Genomic DNA, 17846 nt, shown 5'->3' with positions numbered 1-17846 from the left:
GTATGGATGACCGATCGCCGGAGGTGCGGAAGGCTGTTCCGGTCGGGAATAGCTGCCGGCACGCCTGACGTTTGCCGCGATGCGTTTGACTATCCGAGCGAGCGACGGAAGGAACGCGTCGCGCGCGGGTAATTGGGTAAACTGCACCCTAATCTCCGACCGCGGGACGAGGGCCCACGCCGCGACGAGATCAGCAAGGCGGCCTGCAAGTTCATCGCGAATCGGCTGGGTTCCTTCTCCTCCCACATCACATCTGAGGAGGGTTCCAGGCGCGGGCTCCCACTCTTGGCAATTCCAGATCGAACCCAGCGGTAACTCGCGGAGTACGACGGTTAGGAATCGCGGGTCCAAACCCATAATTTGCGAATACGCTTCGCCCACCTCGCGAACCAGAGCCTGCTTCTGGAGCGCAGGGAGATCTGTGCTGATGTCTAGCTGTAGTGACGGCAATGGCCGGTCCTTTTGCTCTGGCACCGGCTTACAGCCGGGCGCTGTTCCGAAGACGCAGCAGAGGGTACCGCGATGTTTCTTTCAGCGCTGATCACCTGCTGTCCCCGATCGCATCAGCGCCAAGGGCCGCAAGAGTGGCGTCAGCGATCTCAGCGTCCTGCTGAGGCGTTCCGCCTGCAATCCCGAGCCCCGCAACATAAATCCCGTCGAAGGCCAGCGGAACGCCGCCCGAGATGCCTGTGAGAAGCCCGCCTGAGCCGTGTTCGAGGGGAATTGCCAGCTCCTGCGAGATCGCCCCGCTGGCCTTGCGCATGGACGCTGAGGTGATGGCCTTTCGCCGACTGGTTTCGACGCTATGTGGTGCTGCACCGTCCGCTTTGCCGAAGGCAACGGGAACAAGCCCAGGATCCATTACTGTGACTACGGCGTTTACTCCCCGGTGCTTCGCCTCTTGAAGCCCAACCGCGATTGCCTGTGCCGCGGTCTCGTACGTAATGGTGGGGACGGTTCGATGGGTACTCATGGGTGGTCCAATCATCGGCGCAAAGCGCCGGGGTTGAAGGTGTGGTCCGGGACGACAGCGGTGGTGATGACGCGTGGCGCAGCATTACTGGAGCCACGAAAGTGAGGGGGCTCTTTGGGTGGCGCTTCCGGTCCTGCTTCAGGGGACCGGGCTCATTACATGCCGCCCGTTCGAGCGCGTCGTGTCGCTCGAACGGGCGCGCTCGGTTAGAGCAGCACGTCACCACCGTTTGGCGAGAGTGTTTGACCGACGTAGTAGCTGCCGGCGGGGGACGCGAGAAGCAGGGCGGTGGGGGCAATTTCATCCACGTGCCCGACCCTGCCTATTGGCAGGGACGCACGCTTGCTGTCGAGCCATGCGTCACTATGGCCGCGCAGCAATGCGGTGTCCACTGGGCCTGGGGCGATCGCATTGACGAGGACGCCATGCGGTGCCCCTTCGAGGGCGAGGGCACGCGTGAACCCAACTACTCCCGCTTTGGAGGCGCAATAGTGGGCGAGCCCGGTCGCACCTTTGTATGCAAGCTGTGAAGCAATGTTGATGATCCTGCCCCAGCGGTTTTGCACCATTGATTCGTAGAAGGCCTGAGCCACAAGGTAGCTTCCGCGTAGGTTAACTCCGACGACGCGGTCCCACTCGGAGGTATCGATGTCGGAGAAAGGCCGGTCACCGCCTCCGACGCCTGCGGAGTTCACGACGATGTCCACCTGGCCAACCGATTCTGTCGCCCAATTGGCGAGTGCTTCGACCTCCGTCTCCGAGGACACATTGCAGGAGCGCGAAGCTACTTCGTGACCGGCTCCACGCAGGGTGCCGGTCAGGTTTTCGGCAGCCTGATCATCGCCCAGATGGCAGAACGCGACGTTTGCGCCGTGCTGGGCGAACATCTTCACGATGGACGCGCCAATCCCGCTGCTGCCTCCCGTCACCAAGGCCGTGCGGCCGGTCAAATCGAATGGGTTAGTCATACTTTCGCTGTCTCCTTGAGCAGTTCGTGGGCGTAGGCCTTCAGTCCGTCGGCAAGGGACCACCGCGCCTCGAACCCGAGTTCGTCTTTGGCCAGTTGTGCCGTCAGTGGTCCTTGCCAATCGGAGTCATCGGGGTCCGGGCCGTCTTCGAGTTGCACGCTGACGCCGGGAACAACGGTGGCGGCGACATCCGCGACGCCCGCCATGGTGAGGTACGAGCCTCCGGTCACGTTGAATACGCGATGTGCCGGAGACTCCACATCCCATGCCCGCAGTATCGCCTCGGCGGCGTCGTCGACATAGAGGTACTGTCTGGGGAAGTCCTGCCCGAATGGCAACACTGTTGTGGTTCCGGTCGTCGCGTTTTGAAGAAGTGTCCTGATGAAGCAGGCGGTCCTGCGGCCAGGCCCGTACACGGTTCCGATCCGCAGGGCGATTCCGTCAACGCCGTGCTGCGAAGCATACGAGCTGATTAACGCTTCGCCGGCCACCTTTGACGCCGCGTAGACGCTGGTAGGTGCGGTTGGGGCGGTTTCCGACACGGGGCCCTCATCGGTGTTGCCGTACACCGTCAGCGACGAACAGAACACCACACGCCGCAGCCGGTGGACCCTGGCAGCCTCGAGGATGTTGGTGATGCCGCCGATGTTGATGTCGATAATGGTGCGCGGTGCATCCCGGGCCACCATGGGCCCCGAAATAGCACCGCAGTGGATGATGCCTGTGACGTTTTCCTGGGCGACGATAGCTTCGACTGCGGTCGGATCCGAAGCGTCGCAACGGATCACATCTTCGGTACGGGGCGTTACGTCTGTGGCAACGACACGGGTGCCGCGTTCCCGCAACTTTGCGACCACAGCGCTGCCGAGAAGCCCGGATGCCCCGGTGACGAGGACGGTGTCCGCTTCTGTTGGTGTGTATGGGCTCATTGTGAACTCCTAAGGTCTATCGATTTCGTTGAGTCGGTCGTGGCACGGGTCGTCAGGTCAATAGGGCGTCGTCCAAGGGGTGGGTCGACAGGAACCGCCCGACAGGGCCCGGGTCGTGGAACCCGTCCCCGTCGATCACGACCCGACCGCCGGAGACAACTTCTACGGGCCAGCCGTACAGCGTGAGTCCTTGATATGGCGTGTAGTCAGTGGCCATGTGAAGCTCGGACGCCTCCGTGATGCGGCAGGCCGTCGGGTCAATGCTGTAGAAGTCGGCATCGGCGCCGGGACCGATCCATCCTTTGCCATGCAGGCCGTTGAGGCGGGCAGCGTTGGTCGATGTGAGTGCCACAAACCGCTCCAGCGAGACGCCCGCGTTGGTCACGAGCGCGGTGAACGCGGCAGGGATGCGGGTTTCGACGCCTGGCAAGCCGTTGGGCATATGCCGGACATCGTGCCGTGACGCCGATTTCTGTCCCAAGGTGAAACAGCAATGATCGGAACCGATGGTGTCCACGTCGCCGACAAGCGCGGCCGTGACGAGATCCCGGCGGGTATCGTCGCTGCGCAGCGGCGGGCAGCAGACGAACCCTTCGGCGCCGGGCTTGTCGTAGACGGAGTCTTCGAGCAGCAAGTAGTGGGGGCAGGTCTCGGTATACGCCTTCAACCCTTCCCTGCGCGCGGCACGGACCTGTGCCACCGCCTCGGGGGTTGACTGGTGAACGAAGTAGACCGGTGCTGAGAGGTGCCGTGCTGTGGCCAGCACCTGTGCCACTGCGGCATTTTCGGCCAGCGCCGGACGGGTCTCCGGCAGGTGTGAGGCATCAATCCGGCCGGCTTCGGCGCTCAGCGCAAGTGCGTCTTCGATGACGTGGTCGGCCTCTGCATGGACGTACCCCATGCCGCCCTGGCGGTGGAGGCTGCGGAGAACTTCCAGGATAGTCTCTGGCTCGACCATGCGTTCACCCCGGTAGGTTGTGAACATTTTGATCGTTCGAATTCCGAGCGCGGCAAGCCCGGAAATCTGCTCCGACAGGCCGGGATCCCACCGTACAAGGCCACCGTGCAGCGCATGATCGATCCTGGCGGTCGCGCCTTCGCCAAGTCGACGCTGCGCGCACTCAAGCGGTGTCTCGGTCTCGCCCTCAGGAATTGCGAAGTTGACCACGGTAGTCGTTCCGCCGTGCAGGGCCGCGATCGTGGCGCTCTCGTAGTCGTCCTGTCCTGCGTGGTCTCCGACGATCTCCCCGATATGGCAGTGCGGGTCCACACCGCCGGGAAGCAGGAGCCGGCCGTTGACATCAAGCGTGCGGCGGGCCGGGGGGACAGGCGCGTCTGTCGCTAGCAGGGCCTGAATCCGTCCATTGTTGACGACTACGGTTGCCTCTTGGCGGTGGGAGGCGTTGACTACGATTCCCCCGGTGACGACCAGGTCGACGGCAGGTTCGTACTGATCTGACATCTTGTGTTCCTTTAGGTAGTGATTTCGGCGTTTACGGCCGCCTGAGCGGGTGATGAGGAGCGGAGCTCGCGGTCGTCGACACCGAAGCGCATGCAGAAGGCCGATATTGCGAGGAAGATGGAGCCCGCGATAATTGCCGCCCAGGACATGGAGACGCCCGTGGCCAGAAGTACGGCGAGGATGCCGGAGCCGAAGATGCTGCCGATAGGTGCCAGCGCGTGAGCGAGGTTCGCTCCGCTTCCCCTGGCTTCCTCGGGAAAAGATTCGCCCATGTAAAACAGCAGAGCTGCGTAGGGTCCGAGCTGGAAGAACAGGAACAGCGAGTAGATCACGAAGACGAAGATTTCGTTGCTGGGGCCAAGCATCAGTACGACGCTCAGGGCTGCCGCAACCATCCAGCTGCGGACGATAGTGTTCCGCCTGCCGACACGGTCGCCCAACCAGCCGTGGACAAGGTAGCCGATGAACGCAACTACGTTAGAGACCACCAGAATGATCAATCCACGCTCAAGCGGGATCCCTTTAGCTTCCAACAGCACGGTTGTGCCGAGGACGGTGAAAACCTGGTTTCCAAACCAGTTGAAGAGCCATGCACCGCACATCGCCAGGGTGTGCCGGCGCAGACCTGGCGCGAAGAGAATCCGGAATTCCTGGGCCAGGCTCTTCTTTTCTCGGGGGGCAGCTTTTGTGCGAGCCGCAACTTCCGCTGCCTTCTGGTCGCGTCGGGATGCCGGGAGACGCAGTGCGAACGGGACGATGGCGAGTGTCGCAACACCTGCGATGACGAATGACCACCGCCAGCCGACCAAGGGCAGTGTTAGTGCACAGATACCTGCGCCCAGCAGGGCTCCGATCGGCCATCCGCTCTGTACCAGACTGTAGATCAGCCCCCTTCGCTTGACTTTTTCAAGCATTTCGCTGAGGTAAACGGCGTTAACGACTTCCTCGGCCAGGGACAGTCCGGACAGGGCTCGAATCACCAGGAGGCTGAGCACGCCTGTGGCGGCACCGGTGAGACCGGCAACAAGTGCGCCGCCAAGCATCATGATGATCAGGGATTTCTTGCGTCCTACACGGTCGATGAGGTAGCCCGGGACCAGTGAAACAAAGAAGATCCCGATCTGGCAGATCGTGTTGAACATTGTGGATTCGGCAGCCGTCCACCCGAAGTCCTGTGCGATCGCAGGCAACAGGGTGCCGAAAAGGGTGAAGTCGTAAACCGACATGATCCAGGCAAGACCACAGATCACGCAGATATAGGCCAAAGAGCGTCCACGGGGTTGACCGTCGATGCCAGGTTCTACCCCGGCATCTTCAACAGCTGCTTCTCGTGTCATTACATCCTCCAAGTGGTGTGCGTACAGGGCAGACCCGGTGCCGTGGCATCAGGATCAGTGAATCGTGCGTCTCGTTGCGCGGGAACGGGCTGCACGACGTCCATTTGACGTTTGCAGGCTTCCGTCCGCTGAATCGCGTGGTATCCGTTCGTGACGGTGGGCGGAGCGCTGGGCATTGACGGTGAGTCCCGGTGGTCGGCGTTGACCGTGGACCGGGGACTCGAGCTGTGTTGTGGAATTCACACTGACAGCTAACTGCGATTCTTGTCAACAAGAAATTAGTGTCTTGTTTACAAAACCTCTGCAGTTGGGGAAGATGGACTCGTGCCTAAAGTGGGGCGAAGGTTCGCGCCGAATACAAGGGAGGCCGGGTGTTCTTTCATGGCACGATTGAGACAGATACCACTGTCGGCAGGGGGGCGCATGGACCGCACAGTGCCGAGCGACAGATCCGGAGACATCGTGCAAAAGCAGCTGAACCAAGGCATTGCCCAGGGCCCGGGCCATGCCCAAGGCATAGCGGCGGCGGGAGCCATGGCCGGCGGGCGAGGGCGTCAGCAGGACCTTCCGGGCGACGAAATATACCAGCGCATCCGCGAATCAGTCCTTCGAAATCGGATTGGACCTGGTACGAAACTCGCCGAAGTAAAGCTTTGTGAGCTGTTCGGAACCAATAGGGAGGTGGTTCGTCGGGCGCTCATCCGACTGGCTTCTGACGGGATCGTCGAATATTTTCCCAAACGTGGAGCATTTGTGGCCAGTCCCTCCGACACCCAGGTCTCGCAGGTCCGGGATGCTCGGGTTGCCATCGAAAGTGACCTGACGTCACGGCTTGCCGGGTACATCGACGAAGCGGCGTTGGACGAATTGGACCGGATAACCGCTGAGCAGATTCGGCTCAGAGGCGAAGGCGATGTCGATGCAGCAGTGGCATTGTCCGGGACGTTCCACATCACTCTGGCAGAGAGCGGCGGCAACCCGTTCTGCGTCAAGTATCTCGTCGAACTCACCGCCCTAACTTCCCTGGCCATCGCCAAGTTTGCCCTTCCGCCGGAGTCAGGCTGCCCCATCGAGGAGCATGTCGCCATAACGAAGGCCCTTCGCCGTCAGGACGGACATGAGGCCGCCGACCTGATGCGCGGACATCTGGAACGCCTGCACGATGCCATTCTCGACGCCGCGCGGCGGCCTGCTCCGAGTTTGGATCTAGGTAGCTTGATCAGCAACTAGACCGGCACTGATAGACAAATTAGTCGACCGGGTCTAGGACCTCTCTGGGCACGAGACTATCCTCGAAATGCGGTCGGTGACTTCACTGATCGGGCCGTGCCGACCACTGGCTTGAGAATGCCGCGTTGGGCGTACTTCGCTAACACCTTGGAGGTCGGGACTCGTAATAGAGGTCAATTGAACCCCTTGTCGTTCATGCACGCTTTGTGGTCCGGTCTTTCCAGCGTCAGCTTTCTCTGCTGGGGACGCGAACAGGCCGCGCGCTCGAGGGCTGTACTAGCCACGACGGATGTGACTGGACGCGGGGCGGTTTGACACTTTTCTCTCTTCTTTCACCTATGCCGACTCTTGCACCCGACGGTTAGATGCGCTCCAGCTGCTTCCGATAATGCACGCAAGGAAGGCCTTTAGCAGGATGGCAGCGGCCAAACGGGTAGAAAGCCTTGACGCCTGCAGGAGAACGGCCGATACTTGCTTTGGGATCCCAAGGTGGTATCCCAAAGGGTATCCCAAGAAGATGCCATTCAAAGTCTGCGGGCCTTGGACAAAGTTCCCGGCCGCTGAAGATTGTCCTGAATAAACGTTGATGCCTTTGTGGCTGTTGCGGACAAGTTCCCAAGGCCCGGGGCCCTTCCGAGGTAGACATTATGGGTACTCCAGCTGAAATTGACGACCGGCCACTGCGGGAGAGCGTCCGCGACACCATCCGCAACCGAATATTCGACGGTTACTATGCCCCGGGCACACGGCTTGTGGAGCGCGATCTCGCTGATGAGTTCAACGTTTCCCGGCTGCCCGTCAGGGAGGCCCTGCGCATGCTGCGGCAGGAGGGGATCGTTACCGAGCGGGCGAACTCTCGGGGAATGGTCGTCAGCAGCCTGACACCGGAGCGGGTGGCGGACCTGTTCGATGTGAGGCTGGCCCTTGAGGTGCTGGCCAGCGAACTGGCGGCCGTACGAGCCACAAGCGAAGAACTCGCCCAGCTCAGTGCCCTCCTGGACACGGCACAGGACTGCCTCGCGGCTGGATCCATCCTTGAGGCCCACGCGGCAAACAACCAGTTCCACGACGCCATCACCACCATCGCCCGCAACGAGTTCCTGCGAAGCGCACTCGAGCCCCTGCAGGGACGGATGCACTGGCTGTTCCGGTTCGCTACCGACCTGCCGGAGCTGATCCGCGAGCACCGAAGACTCTACGAAGCCATCGCCAGCGGTGACCCCGCACGCGCAGGCATCGCCTCCAGGGAACACATCCAGAAGTACCGCAAGGACTACTACCTGCACCACTAAAAACCAGGCATGGTTCGGGACGGTCCGCAGCGATAAAGCGACCGGCCCTCTACTCACTGCACGCAAAAACCGGCCCCGGGCGGACAGTTACAACTCATTCCAAGGACATTCCATGCAAGATTTGCCAGATCTCGTCATCTCCAATGCCGCAGTGGTCAACGCCGACGGCCGCACGAACGCGCACGTGGTGGTCACGGGCGGAAAGATCGCGGAGCTGATCGACGCCGCGTACCCGGTGCCACAGGCATCGGCCACCGTCGACGCGAACGGCCGCCTGCTGATACCCGGCGGCGTGGACGGCCACTGCCACGTCGCCCAGGTGACCGGCAGATACTGCACGCTGGACGATTACGCTGTGACGTCGTCGGCCGCGCTCTGGGGCGGCACCACCACCATCATCGACTTCGGCATCCCGCGGGACGCCGCGGAGACCCCGCTCGAGGCGGCCTGCAACAAGATCGCCCTCGCCCGTGAATCGCGCTGCGACGTCGGGCTGCACGCCTCCGTGATTGCGTGGGACGAAACAGTCCCGGCCCAGCTGGACGAGCTCGCCCGGCTGGGGATCCGCTCGGTCAAGATGTACACCACGAACCGCGGGTCCACGATGGCGGACAACGACACCATCCTGCGCGTCATGAAGCAGATGGTCCGGCTCGACGGCCTCACCTACATCCACGCCGAACACGACGCCATCATCACCGACTGCACCGCCGAGCACGCCGCCGCGGGCGAGGTCGGCATACGCCATCTGCACCAGACCCGGCCGGAGCTCGCGGAAGAGATTTCCGTGAAGGAGACCCTGGCGATGGCCGAGTACACGGGGGCGCCGGTGTACTTCGTCCATCAGTCCACACCGGGAGCCGTCGACCTGGTGACCGAGGCCCGGACGGACGGGCTCGCGGCCTATTCCGAGACCTGTCCGCATTACCTGACCCTGGACGAGAACGTCTACGGCGAAAACTTCCCGGAGTGGTACGCCTGCTGTCCTCCCATGCGCAGCCCGGAAACCGTCGCCGCGCTCAAGGAACGGGTGCTAGCCGGCGCCATTCACACCGTCGCTTCGGACCATTCCTGCTACGACCTCTCACAGAAACTCGAACGCAGCGACGACATCCGGCAGATGCCGCACGGTCTTCCCGGCGTTGAAACCAGGCTGCCGGTCACCTTGACCGCAATGGTGTCGCCGGAAGGTGACGGCATTGAACGCTTCGTGGAGGTCTTCTCTGCCGGACCGGCCCGCATCAACGCACTTCGCGGCAAGGGCGTCATAGCGCCCGGTTTCGACGCCGACCTTGTCCTGCTCGATCCCGCGGAAGTGCGGGCCGTGTCAGGCGCAGCCCTACACATGGGCACGGACTTTTCCCCCTTCGACGGAAAGGCACTCCGCGGCTGGCCGCAGCTGGTGGTTTCCGCAGGGCGGATCGTCCTCGATGAGAACGGATTCCACGACCCCGGCCCCGTCGGCCGCTTCCTCAAGCGCCACGGCTTCCGCGAAACCCTGGCAGCCCCGGCCGAACTACAGCCCGCATCCCTCTAACCCTCAACCCCAAAACCCACCGACAGTGTTTGACAAAGGAGTCATCATGGAAAACAGGCACGAACCGCTGGCGGCGCTCGACCCGTCGGGCCGGCTGTACAACGAGGACCTTGCCCCCGCGACGGAGCGGAAATGGACCTCGTACAGTTTCTTCGCCGTCTGGATGTCGGCGATCCACAACATCGGCACCTACACCTTCGTCGCGGGTCTGTTCGTCATTGGCCTCACCGGCTGGCAGGTCCTGGCGGCCATCCTAATCGGAACCGCGATCCTCTTCTTCGGCATGAACTGGGCTGGGAAGATGGGGCAGCAGACAGGCGTCCCGTTCCCCGTCATGGCGCGCATCAGCTTCGGAATCTGGGGCGCCAACATCCCGGCACTCATCCGGGCCGTCATCGCCATCTGCTGGTACGGGATCCAGACCTACCTGGCCTCCATGGCCGTCGTCGTCCTGCTCCTCAGAATCAATCCTGACCTGCAGCAATGGCAGAACCAAAGCTTCCTGGGCCTCTCGCTCCTGGGGTGGGCCTGCTTCATCCTCCTCTGGATCCTTCAGCTCGTGGTCATCACCCGGGGCATGGAAGCCGTACGCCGCTTCCAGGACTGGGCCGGCCCAATTGTCTGGGCAGTCATGCTCGGCATGGCCGTCTGGCTGTTCAGCCTGGCCGGCTGGAACATCCCAATGGACCTCTCCATCAACCCCCTCGCCGGCGGGGACGCAACCCGCGGCGTGCTGACCGGCGCCTTCCTCCTCGTGGCGACGTACGCCACCATGCTCCTGAACTACTGCGACTTCACCCGCTTCGCCAAATCAGCCAAGTCCGTTGTCCGCGGCAACTTCTGGGGCATCCCGGTGAACTTCGCGGCATTCGCTGCCATCAGCATCACCATGACCATCGGCACCGTCGTCGCCTTCGGCGAAGCCATCACCGACCCCGCACTGATCCTCGCCAAGGTGCCCGACACATTCGTCCTGGTCCTCGGCGCCGTGATGTTCATCGTGGCCACAATCGGCGTGAACGTGGTGCTGAACTTCGTCTCCCCCGCCTACGACCTCGCCAACGTCTGGCCCAAGCGCATCAACTTCAAGCGCGGCGGCATCATCAGCGCAGTGCTGGCCCTGCTCGTCATGCCGTGGAACCTCTACTCGAACCCGGTTGTCGTCAACTACTTCCTCGGCGGCCTGGGCGCCTTCCTCGGACCCCTGTTCGGCATCATGGCAGCCGACTACTTCCTCATCAACCGCGGCATCGTCAACATCAAGGACCTCTACCGGTCCGACGAAAACGGGGAATTCTTCTTCCGCCGGGGCGTCAACCCCAAGGCCATCGGCGTCTTCATCCCGACAGCTGCCCTCGCCGCCATCATGGCACTGGTTCCGGCCCTCGGCACCGTGGCCGCCTTCGCCTGGCCCGTGGGCCTGGTCACCGCCGGACTCAGCTACTTCTTCGCCATGGGGGGCCAGAAAAAACTGCCCACCGTGGCAGGAGAAGCAGAAGCCGTGCTCGAACCAGCGGAATGACAAAAGCGAAGCAGCGTGAAGGCTGATAAGCGGGTACTTATCCAGCACGGACCTGCCTCTCGCTAGCCCCGCCACCGATTCGGCAATATACCGCATCCCAGGCCGCTAAGGACGGCTGGGATGTGCCGAATGCGGCCCTCGCCCGGCCAGATACGCGGTGACGGTATACGTGAGTGGGGCGAGTCGTGAACGCTCGCCCCACTCACTCACTGATCCTCCAAGGGAAAATTGATTTCCAGTTAGAGTACACCCCAACCTGACGTCGGGCCGGACTGACCAGGGAGGATTCGGCCTGTCGACGGAGCTCCGGACTTGTTTCTGGACACCGGAGAGTTGCAAGAGGGTCATCGCCATCCCTTGCCCGAAGCGATTGCCAGCAAGTCCCGATTCTTTGGACTATTTCGTGATTCTCGGGTTACCGAACCCGGATTTCCTGCCCTCCGACTGTCAGGATGGAATCTGAGAACATCATGATCGACTGTCAATGTAACGGAATTTCGGCGCTATTCTGACCCAAACAAAGATCATCGCGTCGGATTTCGCGTGCCAGATGAGGACGGCAGACCGGCGCACGCACGTTGCCCCGCGCTGCCCGCCACCCCGTCCAACTCGGTCTACGGTGAGGCGACCTCGGAGGAACAAACGCGGGTGCGGCACGTAGCCGCCCGCGAGGGGTTCTGCTCCCTCGGGCATAAACCCGGTCACTGCCTGACGGAGTATCCGTCATCGGCGCTTTGCGTGGACCGTATCGGGGGCGGCGAGGCCTCTGCCGGCAATCGATGACTGAAGCACCGTCCTCAGAGTGTATTCAGCGCTTCCATGGGGGTCCCCGGACCAGATGACCACCCTGCATCTTCTTCCGGCACCAGGATCAGATCGAGGTAGCCCTTGAGGATGCCGGGCACGTCCACGGTGTCAGGATTGAGGAGCCACTCGGTTTGAATTCCTTCCCATAGAGCCACGATGGTAGGTCCCGCGACATCAGGGTCGACGCCCGGCCTGAGCCGGCCAATGCTCGCCAGATACCGCAGTTCCCCGCTGTATTCCTTCCGGAGGCGGGCGAAGCGCTGGACGAAGTAGTTACGGGCGGGGTGGTCCTCAGTTGTGGCTTCCCCGGAGAGTACGGAGTAGAGCTCTACGAGGTGGGGAAGCCCTTCATTGTGCTCCGCCTGCCGCACGATGGTTTCGGCAAATCGCTCCCGTGTTCCCGGGGTGCTCGTAGATATCCGGTCACGGTACTCGAGCACCGCAACAAGCAGCTGCGCTTTGGTGGGGAAATGGTGCAGGAGTGTCGTCTGACTAATTCCTGCCCGGTCCGCAACGTCCTGGATACTGCCGCCGTTGTAACCCCGTGACCCGAAGACCTCTACCGCAGCTTCAAGAATTTGCCGTTGACGCTCAGCGGTCTTGGCGTAGGGGCCGCGCGGTCCTGAGCGTGCGTTCGCCTTCTTAGTCATGGAATCCAGTCTAATTTCACGAAACCCGAGCATACACTCGGGTTTCATGTTAGCCTTGTCACGTCGGGCCATCCGGCTCCGGTGCCGCGTCCGCGGCGCTGACCATAACGAAGTGGGACTCATGCCATCTTTGACACGACGACAACTCCTTTGCGGTGGGCTCGGCGCCTCCGCCCTCGCCCTTCTCACCGGATGCGCCACTCCGGGAACTGTTTCCGTCAATACCGCACCTGCAATTCCTGCCGCCAGTGCCGGTGAGAAAGTGACCCTCACGTACTGGTCCTGGCTCAAGAACGTCCAGAAGGTTGCTGACATCTGGAACGCCAGCCACCCGAACGTCCAGGTCGAGACCGTATGGATCCCCAGCGGCAACCGCGGCGGGTACTCCAAGCTTTACGCCGCGCTAGCGGCCGGCGGCGGCCCTGACCTAGCGCAGGTTGAAATGCGTACGGTCCCCGAGTTCATGCTCGTCAACGGGCTCGTGGATCTCTCGCGCTACGGTGCCCGTGACTATGCGAACCGCTACGACCCCGCACTGTGGAGCCAGGTGAGTTTCTCCGGGGGTGTCTACGGCATCCCCCAGGATTCGGGGCCAATGGCCACGTTCTACCGCCCGGACGTCTTGGCTAAAGTAGGCGCCTCTGCCCCAGCGACGTGGGAGGAGTGGGCAGCCGTCGGGCAGGAGCTGCGCAGTGTCGACGCTTATATCGACTGTTTCTCCCTCGCGGACACCTCCTACTTCGTGTCTTTTGCCGCGCAGGCTGGTGCCCGCTGGCTGCGTCCAGCCGAGGATGGATGGGTCATCAACATGACTGACGATTCAACGCTGAAGGTCGCGCGGTTCTTTGACCGGGCCATCGATGACGGCATCGTTACTACCGCTTACGGCCCCTTTACTCCCGGCTGGTACGCGGCGGCGTCGAGCGGGGAGGTCGCCTCGCTAACGAGCGGCAGCTGGGCCGATGCGCTTGTACAGAGCGTCAGCGGCGGAGCTGGAAAGTGGCGTGTGGCGCCCATGCCCATCTGGGACTCAACCGGATATGGGTCGAGTTACCTTGGCGGGTCTACCGCGGCTGTCCTCGCTAACAGCAAACACCCCCGCGAGGCCCTTGAGTTCGCTGTCTGGATGACGTCCACTCAGGCCGGCATCGACGCCGAGATCGCCAACAGTGGCATCGGATGGTCGCCCGTGCCGGGCATGATCGGTGCCACGCGTGAGAAGCCATCCGACTTTTTCGGGGGGCAAACCTACAACCAGAACGTCATCGTGCCAGCGAGTAAGTCGCAGAACATGGACTGGTCTTGGTGGCCCGTCACCACGCAGTCCTTCAACATTTTGAGCGACGGGTTTCGTCGTAAGGCATCGGGCACGAGCTTCGTCGACACCGTAGTGGCTGCCGAGCAACAGATCATGACCGCCTTCAGGAACAAGGGCCTGACGATTAGGAAGGAGCAGGCATGAGCACCGCCGCAGAAACAGCACATCCGGCAGTACCCAGGCGGGAGGGCCGTGACCGGGCAAGGCAACAGCGTCGTGCCGTCACCAGCGCACCCTGGATCCTGCTCGCACCCTTCCTGGCACTCTTCGCCCTCACGTTCATCTTCCCGATCATCGCTGCGGTCGGTTCAAGCTTCACAAAAGTGACCCGCAGTGGCCTCTTCGGCGAAACGGGCGTCCGCTCCGGGTTTGCGGGTTTCGAAAACTATGCCCGCGCACTCGGAGACGGAAGCTTTGTCGCCTCGATCGGCCGGGTGCTGCTCTTCGGCATGGTCCAGGTCCCTGTCATGATCGCCCTTTGTACGGTTCTTGCGCTCCTGCTGGAGTCAGCCTCGGCTAAGTGGCCCGGTTTCTTCCGCGCCGCGTATTTCATGCCTTACGGCGTGCCGGGTGTCATCGCGACCATCCTCTGGTCGTTTCTTTACGTCCCGGGCCTGAGCCCGCTGGTGGACGCGGCCGGGTCTGTGGGCATCACCGTGAACTTCCTTGGCCCGGATACCGTGCTGTGGTCCATCGCCAACATCGTTACGTGGAGCTACACGGGCTACAACATGCTGATCGTCATAGCCCAGCTCAAGGCAATTCCCAGTGAGGTTTATGAAGCTGCGCGCGTGGACGGTGCCGGACCTCTCCGGGTCGCGTGGACAATCCAGCTGCCGCTCATCCGGCCCGCCCTCGTGCTCACCACGGTGTTTTCCATCATCGGCACGCTTCAACTGTTCGCCGAGGCCCAAGTCCTCCAGACTGTTGCGCCGGCCGTCAATAGCCAGTACACCCCGAACCTGTCCGCCTACACTACTGCCTTTGCCTACAACGACTACAACGTCGCCGCCGCCCAGGCCGTGCTCATCGCCCTCGCGGCTTTCATCCTCTCCTTCACCTTCCTCCGGTTCACGAACAGGAAGTCCTCATGACTGCTGCCACCCCCACCCTTAGCCAGCCGCAGAACATCACCGAGAAGCCGCCTGTGACCCGTCGCCGGCGCCCCGGCTCCACAACCATTCTCGTCACCGGGCTGCTTGTCGTCGCAGCGCTCTATTTCCTGGTCCCGGTCTACTGGGTGGTGGTCGCCGCGACAAAGACCAGCGGTGACCTCTTCGCCACCAACGGGTTCCTGTTCGCCCCGCACTTTGTCTTGTGGGACAACCTGGCGAACGTCCTCGCCTACGGGGACGGCATCTTCGTGCGCTGGTTCCTCAACTCAATTCTGTATGCAGGAGTGGGCGCACTCGCCGCGACGTACTTCGCCGCCGCAGGCGGTTACGCCCTGGCCAAATACAACTTCCAGGGCAACAGTTTCATCTTCGGGCTCATCCTCGGCGGCGTTCTCGTCCCCGGCACCGCCACGGCCCTGCCCCTGTTTCTGTTCTTCAGCCAGCTCGGTATCGCCAACACGTACTGGAGCGTCCTGCTACCCTCCCTCGTTTCGCCGTTCGGCCTGTTTCTGTGCCGGGTCTACGCGCAGGCAACCGTGGATCCGGCCTTGTTGGAGGCTGCCCGCATCGATGGTGCGGGCGAGCTGCGTATCTTCCATTCCGTGGGACTGCGCGTTCTCACTCCCGCCCTCGTGACGGTGTTCTTGTTCCAGCTTGTGGGCATCTGGAATAACTACTTCCTGCCGCTCGTGATGCTCTCCGACTCGAAACTGTTCCCCATCACAGTCGGTCTGAACAACTGGCTTAGCCAGGCCGACCGACTCCCCGAGTTCTACCAGCTGACCACCGGCGGCGTACTGTTGTCTGTCATCCCGCTGGCCATCGCCATGATCGTCCTTCAGCGTTTCTGGCGTGGAGGCCTCACAGAAGGAGCCGTCAAATGATCCCGCACCCAGCGGCAACAGCCTCCACCGCTTACGTCACCGACCCGGGCCCGGGAGAAGGACGGCGGGTACCGGCCCGTTCCTGGCTTCACACCGACGCCCCGTCCCTGTCCCTCGACGGGCAATGGCGATTCCGGCTCCTCAACGGAGTCCCCGGAACGCCCGGCGGCCGGGGGGTCTTGCCCCGGGGGGAAGCCGCAGACGCGATGGCCGCCGCGGAGTACGACGACACTACGTGGGAGTCGCTCACTGTGCCCTCCCACTGGGTGCTTCAGGGCGACGGATCTTACGGCCGCCCGATCTACACCAACGTGCAGTTCCCCTTCCCTATCGACCCGCCGTTCGTCCCCGACGAGAACCCCACTGGAGACTACCGCCGCACGTTCGAACTGCCCGCCGACTGGAAGACCAACGACTCAGCCGGCGACGGCCGCATCGTCCTGCGCTTCGACGGCGTCGAATCCCGGTACAAGGTATGGGTCAACGGCACAGAAATCGGGTGGGGCGCCGGCAGTCGCCTCGCCCAGGAGTTCGACGTCACCGACGCCGTCAGCGTTGGCACCAATACGATCGCAGTCCGCGTCCATCAATGGTCCGCTTCCAGCTACCTCGAAGACCAAGACCAGTGGTGGCTCCCTGGAATTTTCCGGTCAGTGACCCTCCTGTCCCGCCCGGCCGGCGGCATCGAGGACATCTGGCTCAGGACCGGCTACAACGACGGGGCCGGGATTATAGAACCGGAAGTTAAGGCGACGCCGTCCTCATACCCTGTTCGCCTCCGCGTACCCGAGCTCGGCATCGACGTCGAGTGGGCTAACCCCGCCGATGTTGCACCCGTGGCGGTTTCTGCCGTCGAACCCTGGACCGCCGAAACCCCACGGCTCTACGACACGACGGTGGCGAGCAAGACCGAAACGGTGTCACTGCGGATCGGCTTCCGCACTGTAGAAATCGTTGGAGACCAGTTCCTGGTCAACGGACGCAAGGTCGTGTTCCACGGTGTCAATCGCCACGAGACCCACCCCACGCTCGGCCGCGTCTTCGATGAAGACTTCGCTCGCGAGGACCTCGCGCTCATGAAGCGCTCCAACGTCAATGCCATCCGTACCAGCCACTACCCACCCCACCCAAGGCTGCTCGAACTCGCAGACGAGATGGGCTTCTGGGTCATCCTCGAGTGCGACCTCGAGACTCACGGGTTCGAGCGGCACGGCTGGGCCCGGAACCCGAGTGACGAGCCACTGTGGCGCGAGGCGTTCCTTGACAGGATCGAACGGACCGTGGAGAGGGACAAGAACCGCCCCTCAATCGTCATGTGGTCCCTCGGCAACGAGTCCGGCACAGGGCAGAACCTCGCCGCCATGTCGGCATGGGTGCACGCACGGGATGCAGGCAGGCCCGTCCACTACGAAAATGACTACGCTGGCGCGTACACCGACGTATACTCCCGCATGTACGCGACCCTGCCCGAGGTGGAGACGATTGGGCGCGACGGCGACACCACGCCGCTGCTGGGCTGTTCCCCTGCCGAGGGGGCACGGCAGCGGAGCAAGCCGTTTGTTCTGTGCGAGTACGTCCACGCGATGGGCAATGGGCCCGGGAACATATCGCTGTATGAGGACCTGGTTACGAAATACCCGCGGCTGCACGGCGGGTTCGTGTGGGAGTGGCGCGACCACGGTATCGCCGCCCGTACCGCGGACGGCACCGATTACTTCGCCTACGGCGGCGACTTCGGCGAGGAAATCCATGACGGCAACTTCGTCCTCGACGGCCTCGTCCTCTCCGACTCGACCCCCTCTCCGGGACTGTATGAATTCAA

14 protein-coding genes are annotated in these 17846 nt (G+C 62.6%); 8 read left to right on the top strand and 6 right to left on the bottom strand.

Going from position 1 to position 17846, the window contains the following annotated elements; genetic code table 11:
* Positions 1-541: 541 nt before the first annotated feature.
* The 5 genes from AC3IMC_RS18390 to AC3IMC_RS18370 form a co-directional block, all read right to left on the bottom strand.
* Positions 542-973 carry a GlcG/HbpS family heme-binding protein gene (locus tag AC3IMC_RS18390; protein ID WP_490920192.1) on the bottom strand — a complete coding sequence of 144 codons (432 nt, stop codon included), beginning with the start codon at positions 971-973 and terminating at the stop codon, positions 542-544.
* Between the two features lie 206 nt (positions 974-1179).
* Positions 1180-1941 carry an SDR family NAD(P)-dependent oxidoreductase gene (locus AC3IMC_RS18385; protein ID WP_490920191.1) on the bottom strand — a complete coding sequence of 254 codons (762 nt, stop codon included), beginning with the start codon at positions 1939-1941 and terminating at the stop codon, positions 1180-1182.
* The gene (locus tag AC3IMC_RS18380; protein WP_490920190.1) at positions 1938-2870 is read right to left on the bottom strand and encodes an NAD-dependent epimerase/dehydratase family protein; all 933 of its coding nucleotides are present in this window, start codon (positions 2868-2870) and stop codon (positions 1938-1940) included. Before AC3IMC_RS18380 ends, AC3IMC_RS18385 begins: the two co-directional genes overlap by 4 nt.
* A 52-nt stretch (positions 2871-2922) precedes the next feature.
* On the bottom strand, positions 2923-4332 hold the full coding sequence (locus AC3IMC_RS18375) for an amidohydrolase family protein (protein WP_490920189.1): 1410 nt from the start codon (positions 4330-4332) through the stop codon (positions 2923-2925).
* 11 nt (positions 4333-4343) lie between these two features.
* Positions 4344-5669 (bottom strand): MFS transporter, encoded by a 1326-nt coding sequence (locus AC3IMC_RS18370; RefSeq protein WP_490920188.1) that lies wholly within the window; start codon positions 5667-5669, stop codon positions 4344-4346.
* 423 nt (positions 5670-6092) lie between these two features.
* On the opposite strand from AC3IMC_RS18370, the gene AC3IMC_RS18365 reads away from it, so the two are divergent.
* The 4 genes from AC3IMC_RS18365 (at position 6093) to AC3IMC_RS18350 (ending at position 11250) form a co-directional block, all read left to right on the top strand.
* Positions 6093-6899 carry a GntR family transcriptional regulator gene (locus AC3IMC_RS18365; protein WP_490920187.1) on the top strand — a complete coding sequence of 269 codons (807 nt, stop codon included), beginning with the start codon at positions 6093-6095 and terminating at the stop codon, positions 6897-6899.
* Positions 6900-7546: 647 nt separating this feature from the next.
* Positions 7547-8191, top strand: coding sequence for a GntR family transcriptional regulator (locus AC3IMC_RS18360; RefSeq protein ID WP_490920186.1), 645 nt, complete (start codon positions 7547-7549; stop codon positions 8189-8191).
* Positions 8192-8303: 112 nt separating this feature from the next.
* Positions 8304-9728, top strand: a complete 1425-nt coding sequence (locus tag AC3IMC_RS18355) for a dihydroorotase (protein ID WP_490920185.1) — start codon at positions 8304-8306, stop codon at positions 9726-9728.
* Positions 9729-9774: 46 nt separating this feature from the next.
* A complete protein-coding gene (locus AC3IMC_RS18350; protein WP_490920184.1) occupies positions 9775-11250 on the top strand; it encodes an NCS1 family nucleobase:cation symporter-1 in 1476 nt (491 codons plus the stop codon).
* A 797-nt stretch (positions 11251-12047) separates the two neighbouring features.
* Here AC3IMC_RS18350 and AC3IMC_RS18345 read toward each other — a convergent pair.
* The gene (locus AC3IMC_RS18345) at positions 12048-12707 is read right to left on the bottom strand and encodes a TetR/AcrR family transcriptional regulator (RefSeq protein ID WP_454483523.1); all 660 of its coding nucleotides are present in this window, start codon (positions 12705-12707) and stop codon (positions 12048-12050) included.
* 121 nt (positions 12708-12828) lie between these two features.
* Here AC3IMC_RS18345 and AC3IMC_RS18340 point away from each other — a divergent pair, with 121 nt between their 5' ends.
* The 4 genes from AC3IMC_RS18340 to AC3IMC_RS18325 form a co-directional block, all read left to right on the top strand.
* Complete coding sequence (locus AC3IMC_RS18340; RefSeq protein WP_490920183.1) at positions 12829-14169, top strand: ABC transporter substrate-binding protein; 1341 nt, start codon at positions 12829-12831, stop codon at positions 14167-14169.
* Entirely contained in the window at positions 14166-15119 is a 954-nt protein-coding gene (locus tag AC3IMC_RS18335; protein ID WP_490920182.1) for a carbohydrate ABC transporter permease, read from the top strand. The genes AC3IMC_RS18340 and AC3IMC_RS18335 overlap by 4 nt, the downstream gene beginning before the upstream one ends.
* Positions 15116-16024, top strand: coding sequence for a carbohydrate ABC transporter permease (locus AC3IMC_RS18330; protein ID WP_490920181.1), 909 nt, complete (start codon positions 15116-15118; stop codon positions 16022-16024). Before AC3IMC_RS18335 ends, AC3IMC_RS18330 begins: the two co-directional genes overlap by 4 nt.
* Positions 16021-17846: glycoside hydrolase family 2 TIM barrel-domain containing protein (locus AC3IMC_RS18325; RefSeq protein ID WP_490920180.1), on the top strand; the 1826-nt coding region annotated here is incomplete at its 3' end. The genes AC3IMC_RS18330 and AC3IMC_RS18325, both read left to right, overlap by 4 nt.

It is taken from the genome of Arthrobacter sp. E70 (assembly GCF_058266945.1).
This window is presented reverse-complemented; position numbering and strand designations above follow the sequence as displayed.

Excerpts from the sequence above, each read along its gene's own strand:
- AC3IMC_RS18390 (WP_490920192.1), bottom strand. The coding sequence starts at position 973 with ATGAGTACCCATCGAACCGTCCCCACCATTACGTACGAGACCGCGGCA.
- AC3IMC_RS18385 (WP_490920191.1), bottom strand. The coding sequence starts at position 1,941 with ATGACTAACCCATTCGATTTGACCGGCCGCACGGCCTTGGTGACGGGA.
- AC3IMC_RS18380 (WP_490920190.1), bottom strand. The coding sequence starts at position 2,870 with ATGAGCCCATACACACCAACAGAAGCGGACACCGTCCTCGTCACCGGG.
- AC3IMC_RS18375 (WP_490920189.1), bottom strand. The coding sequence starts at position 4,332 with ATGTCAGATCAGTACGAACCTGCCGTCGACCTGGTCGTCACCGGGGGA.
- AC3IMC_RS18370 (WP_490920188.1), bottom strand. The coding sequence starts at position 5,669 with ATGACACGAGAAGCAGCTGTTGAAGATGCCGGGGTAGAACCTGGCATC.
- AC3IMC_RS18365 (WP_490920187.1), top strand. The coding sequence starts at position 6,093 with ATGGACCGCACAGTGCCGAGCGACAGATCCGGAGACATCGTGCAAAAG.
- AC3IMC_RS18360 (WP_490920186.1), top strand. The coding sequence starts at position 7,547 with ATGGGTACTCCAGCTGAAATTGACGACCGGCCACTGCGGGAGAGCGTC.
- AC3IMC_RS18355 (WP_490920185.1), top strand. The coding sequence starts at position 8,304 with ATGCAAGATTTGCCAGATCTCGTCATCTCCAATGCCGCAGTGGTCAAC.
- AC3IMC_RS18350 (WP_490920184.1), top strand. The coding sequence starts at position 9,775 with ATGGAAAACAGGCACGAACCGCTGGCGGCGCTCGACCCGTCGGGCCGG.
- AC3IMC_RS18345 (WP_454483523.1), bottom strand. The coding sequence starts at position 12,707 with ATGACTAAGAAGGCGAACGCACGCTCAGGACCGCGCGGCCCCTACGCC.
- AC3IMC_RS18340 (WP_490920183.1), top strand. The coding sequence starts at position 12,829 with ATGCCATCTTTGACACGACGACAACTCCTTTGCGGTGGGCTCGGCGCC.
- AC3IMC_RS18335 (WP_490920182.1), top strand. The coding sequence starts at position 14,166 with ATGAGCACCGCCGCAGAAACAGCACATCCGGCAGTACCCAGGCGGGAG.
- AC3IMC_RS18330 (WP_490920181.1), top strand. The coding sequence starts at position 15,116 with ATGACTGCTGCCACCCCCACCCTTAGCCAGCCGCAGAACATCACCGAG.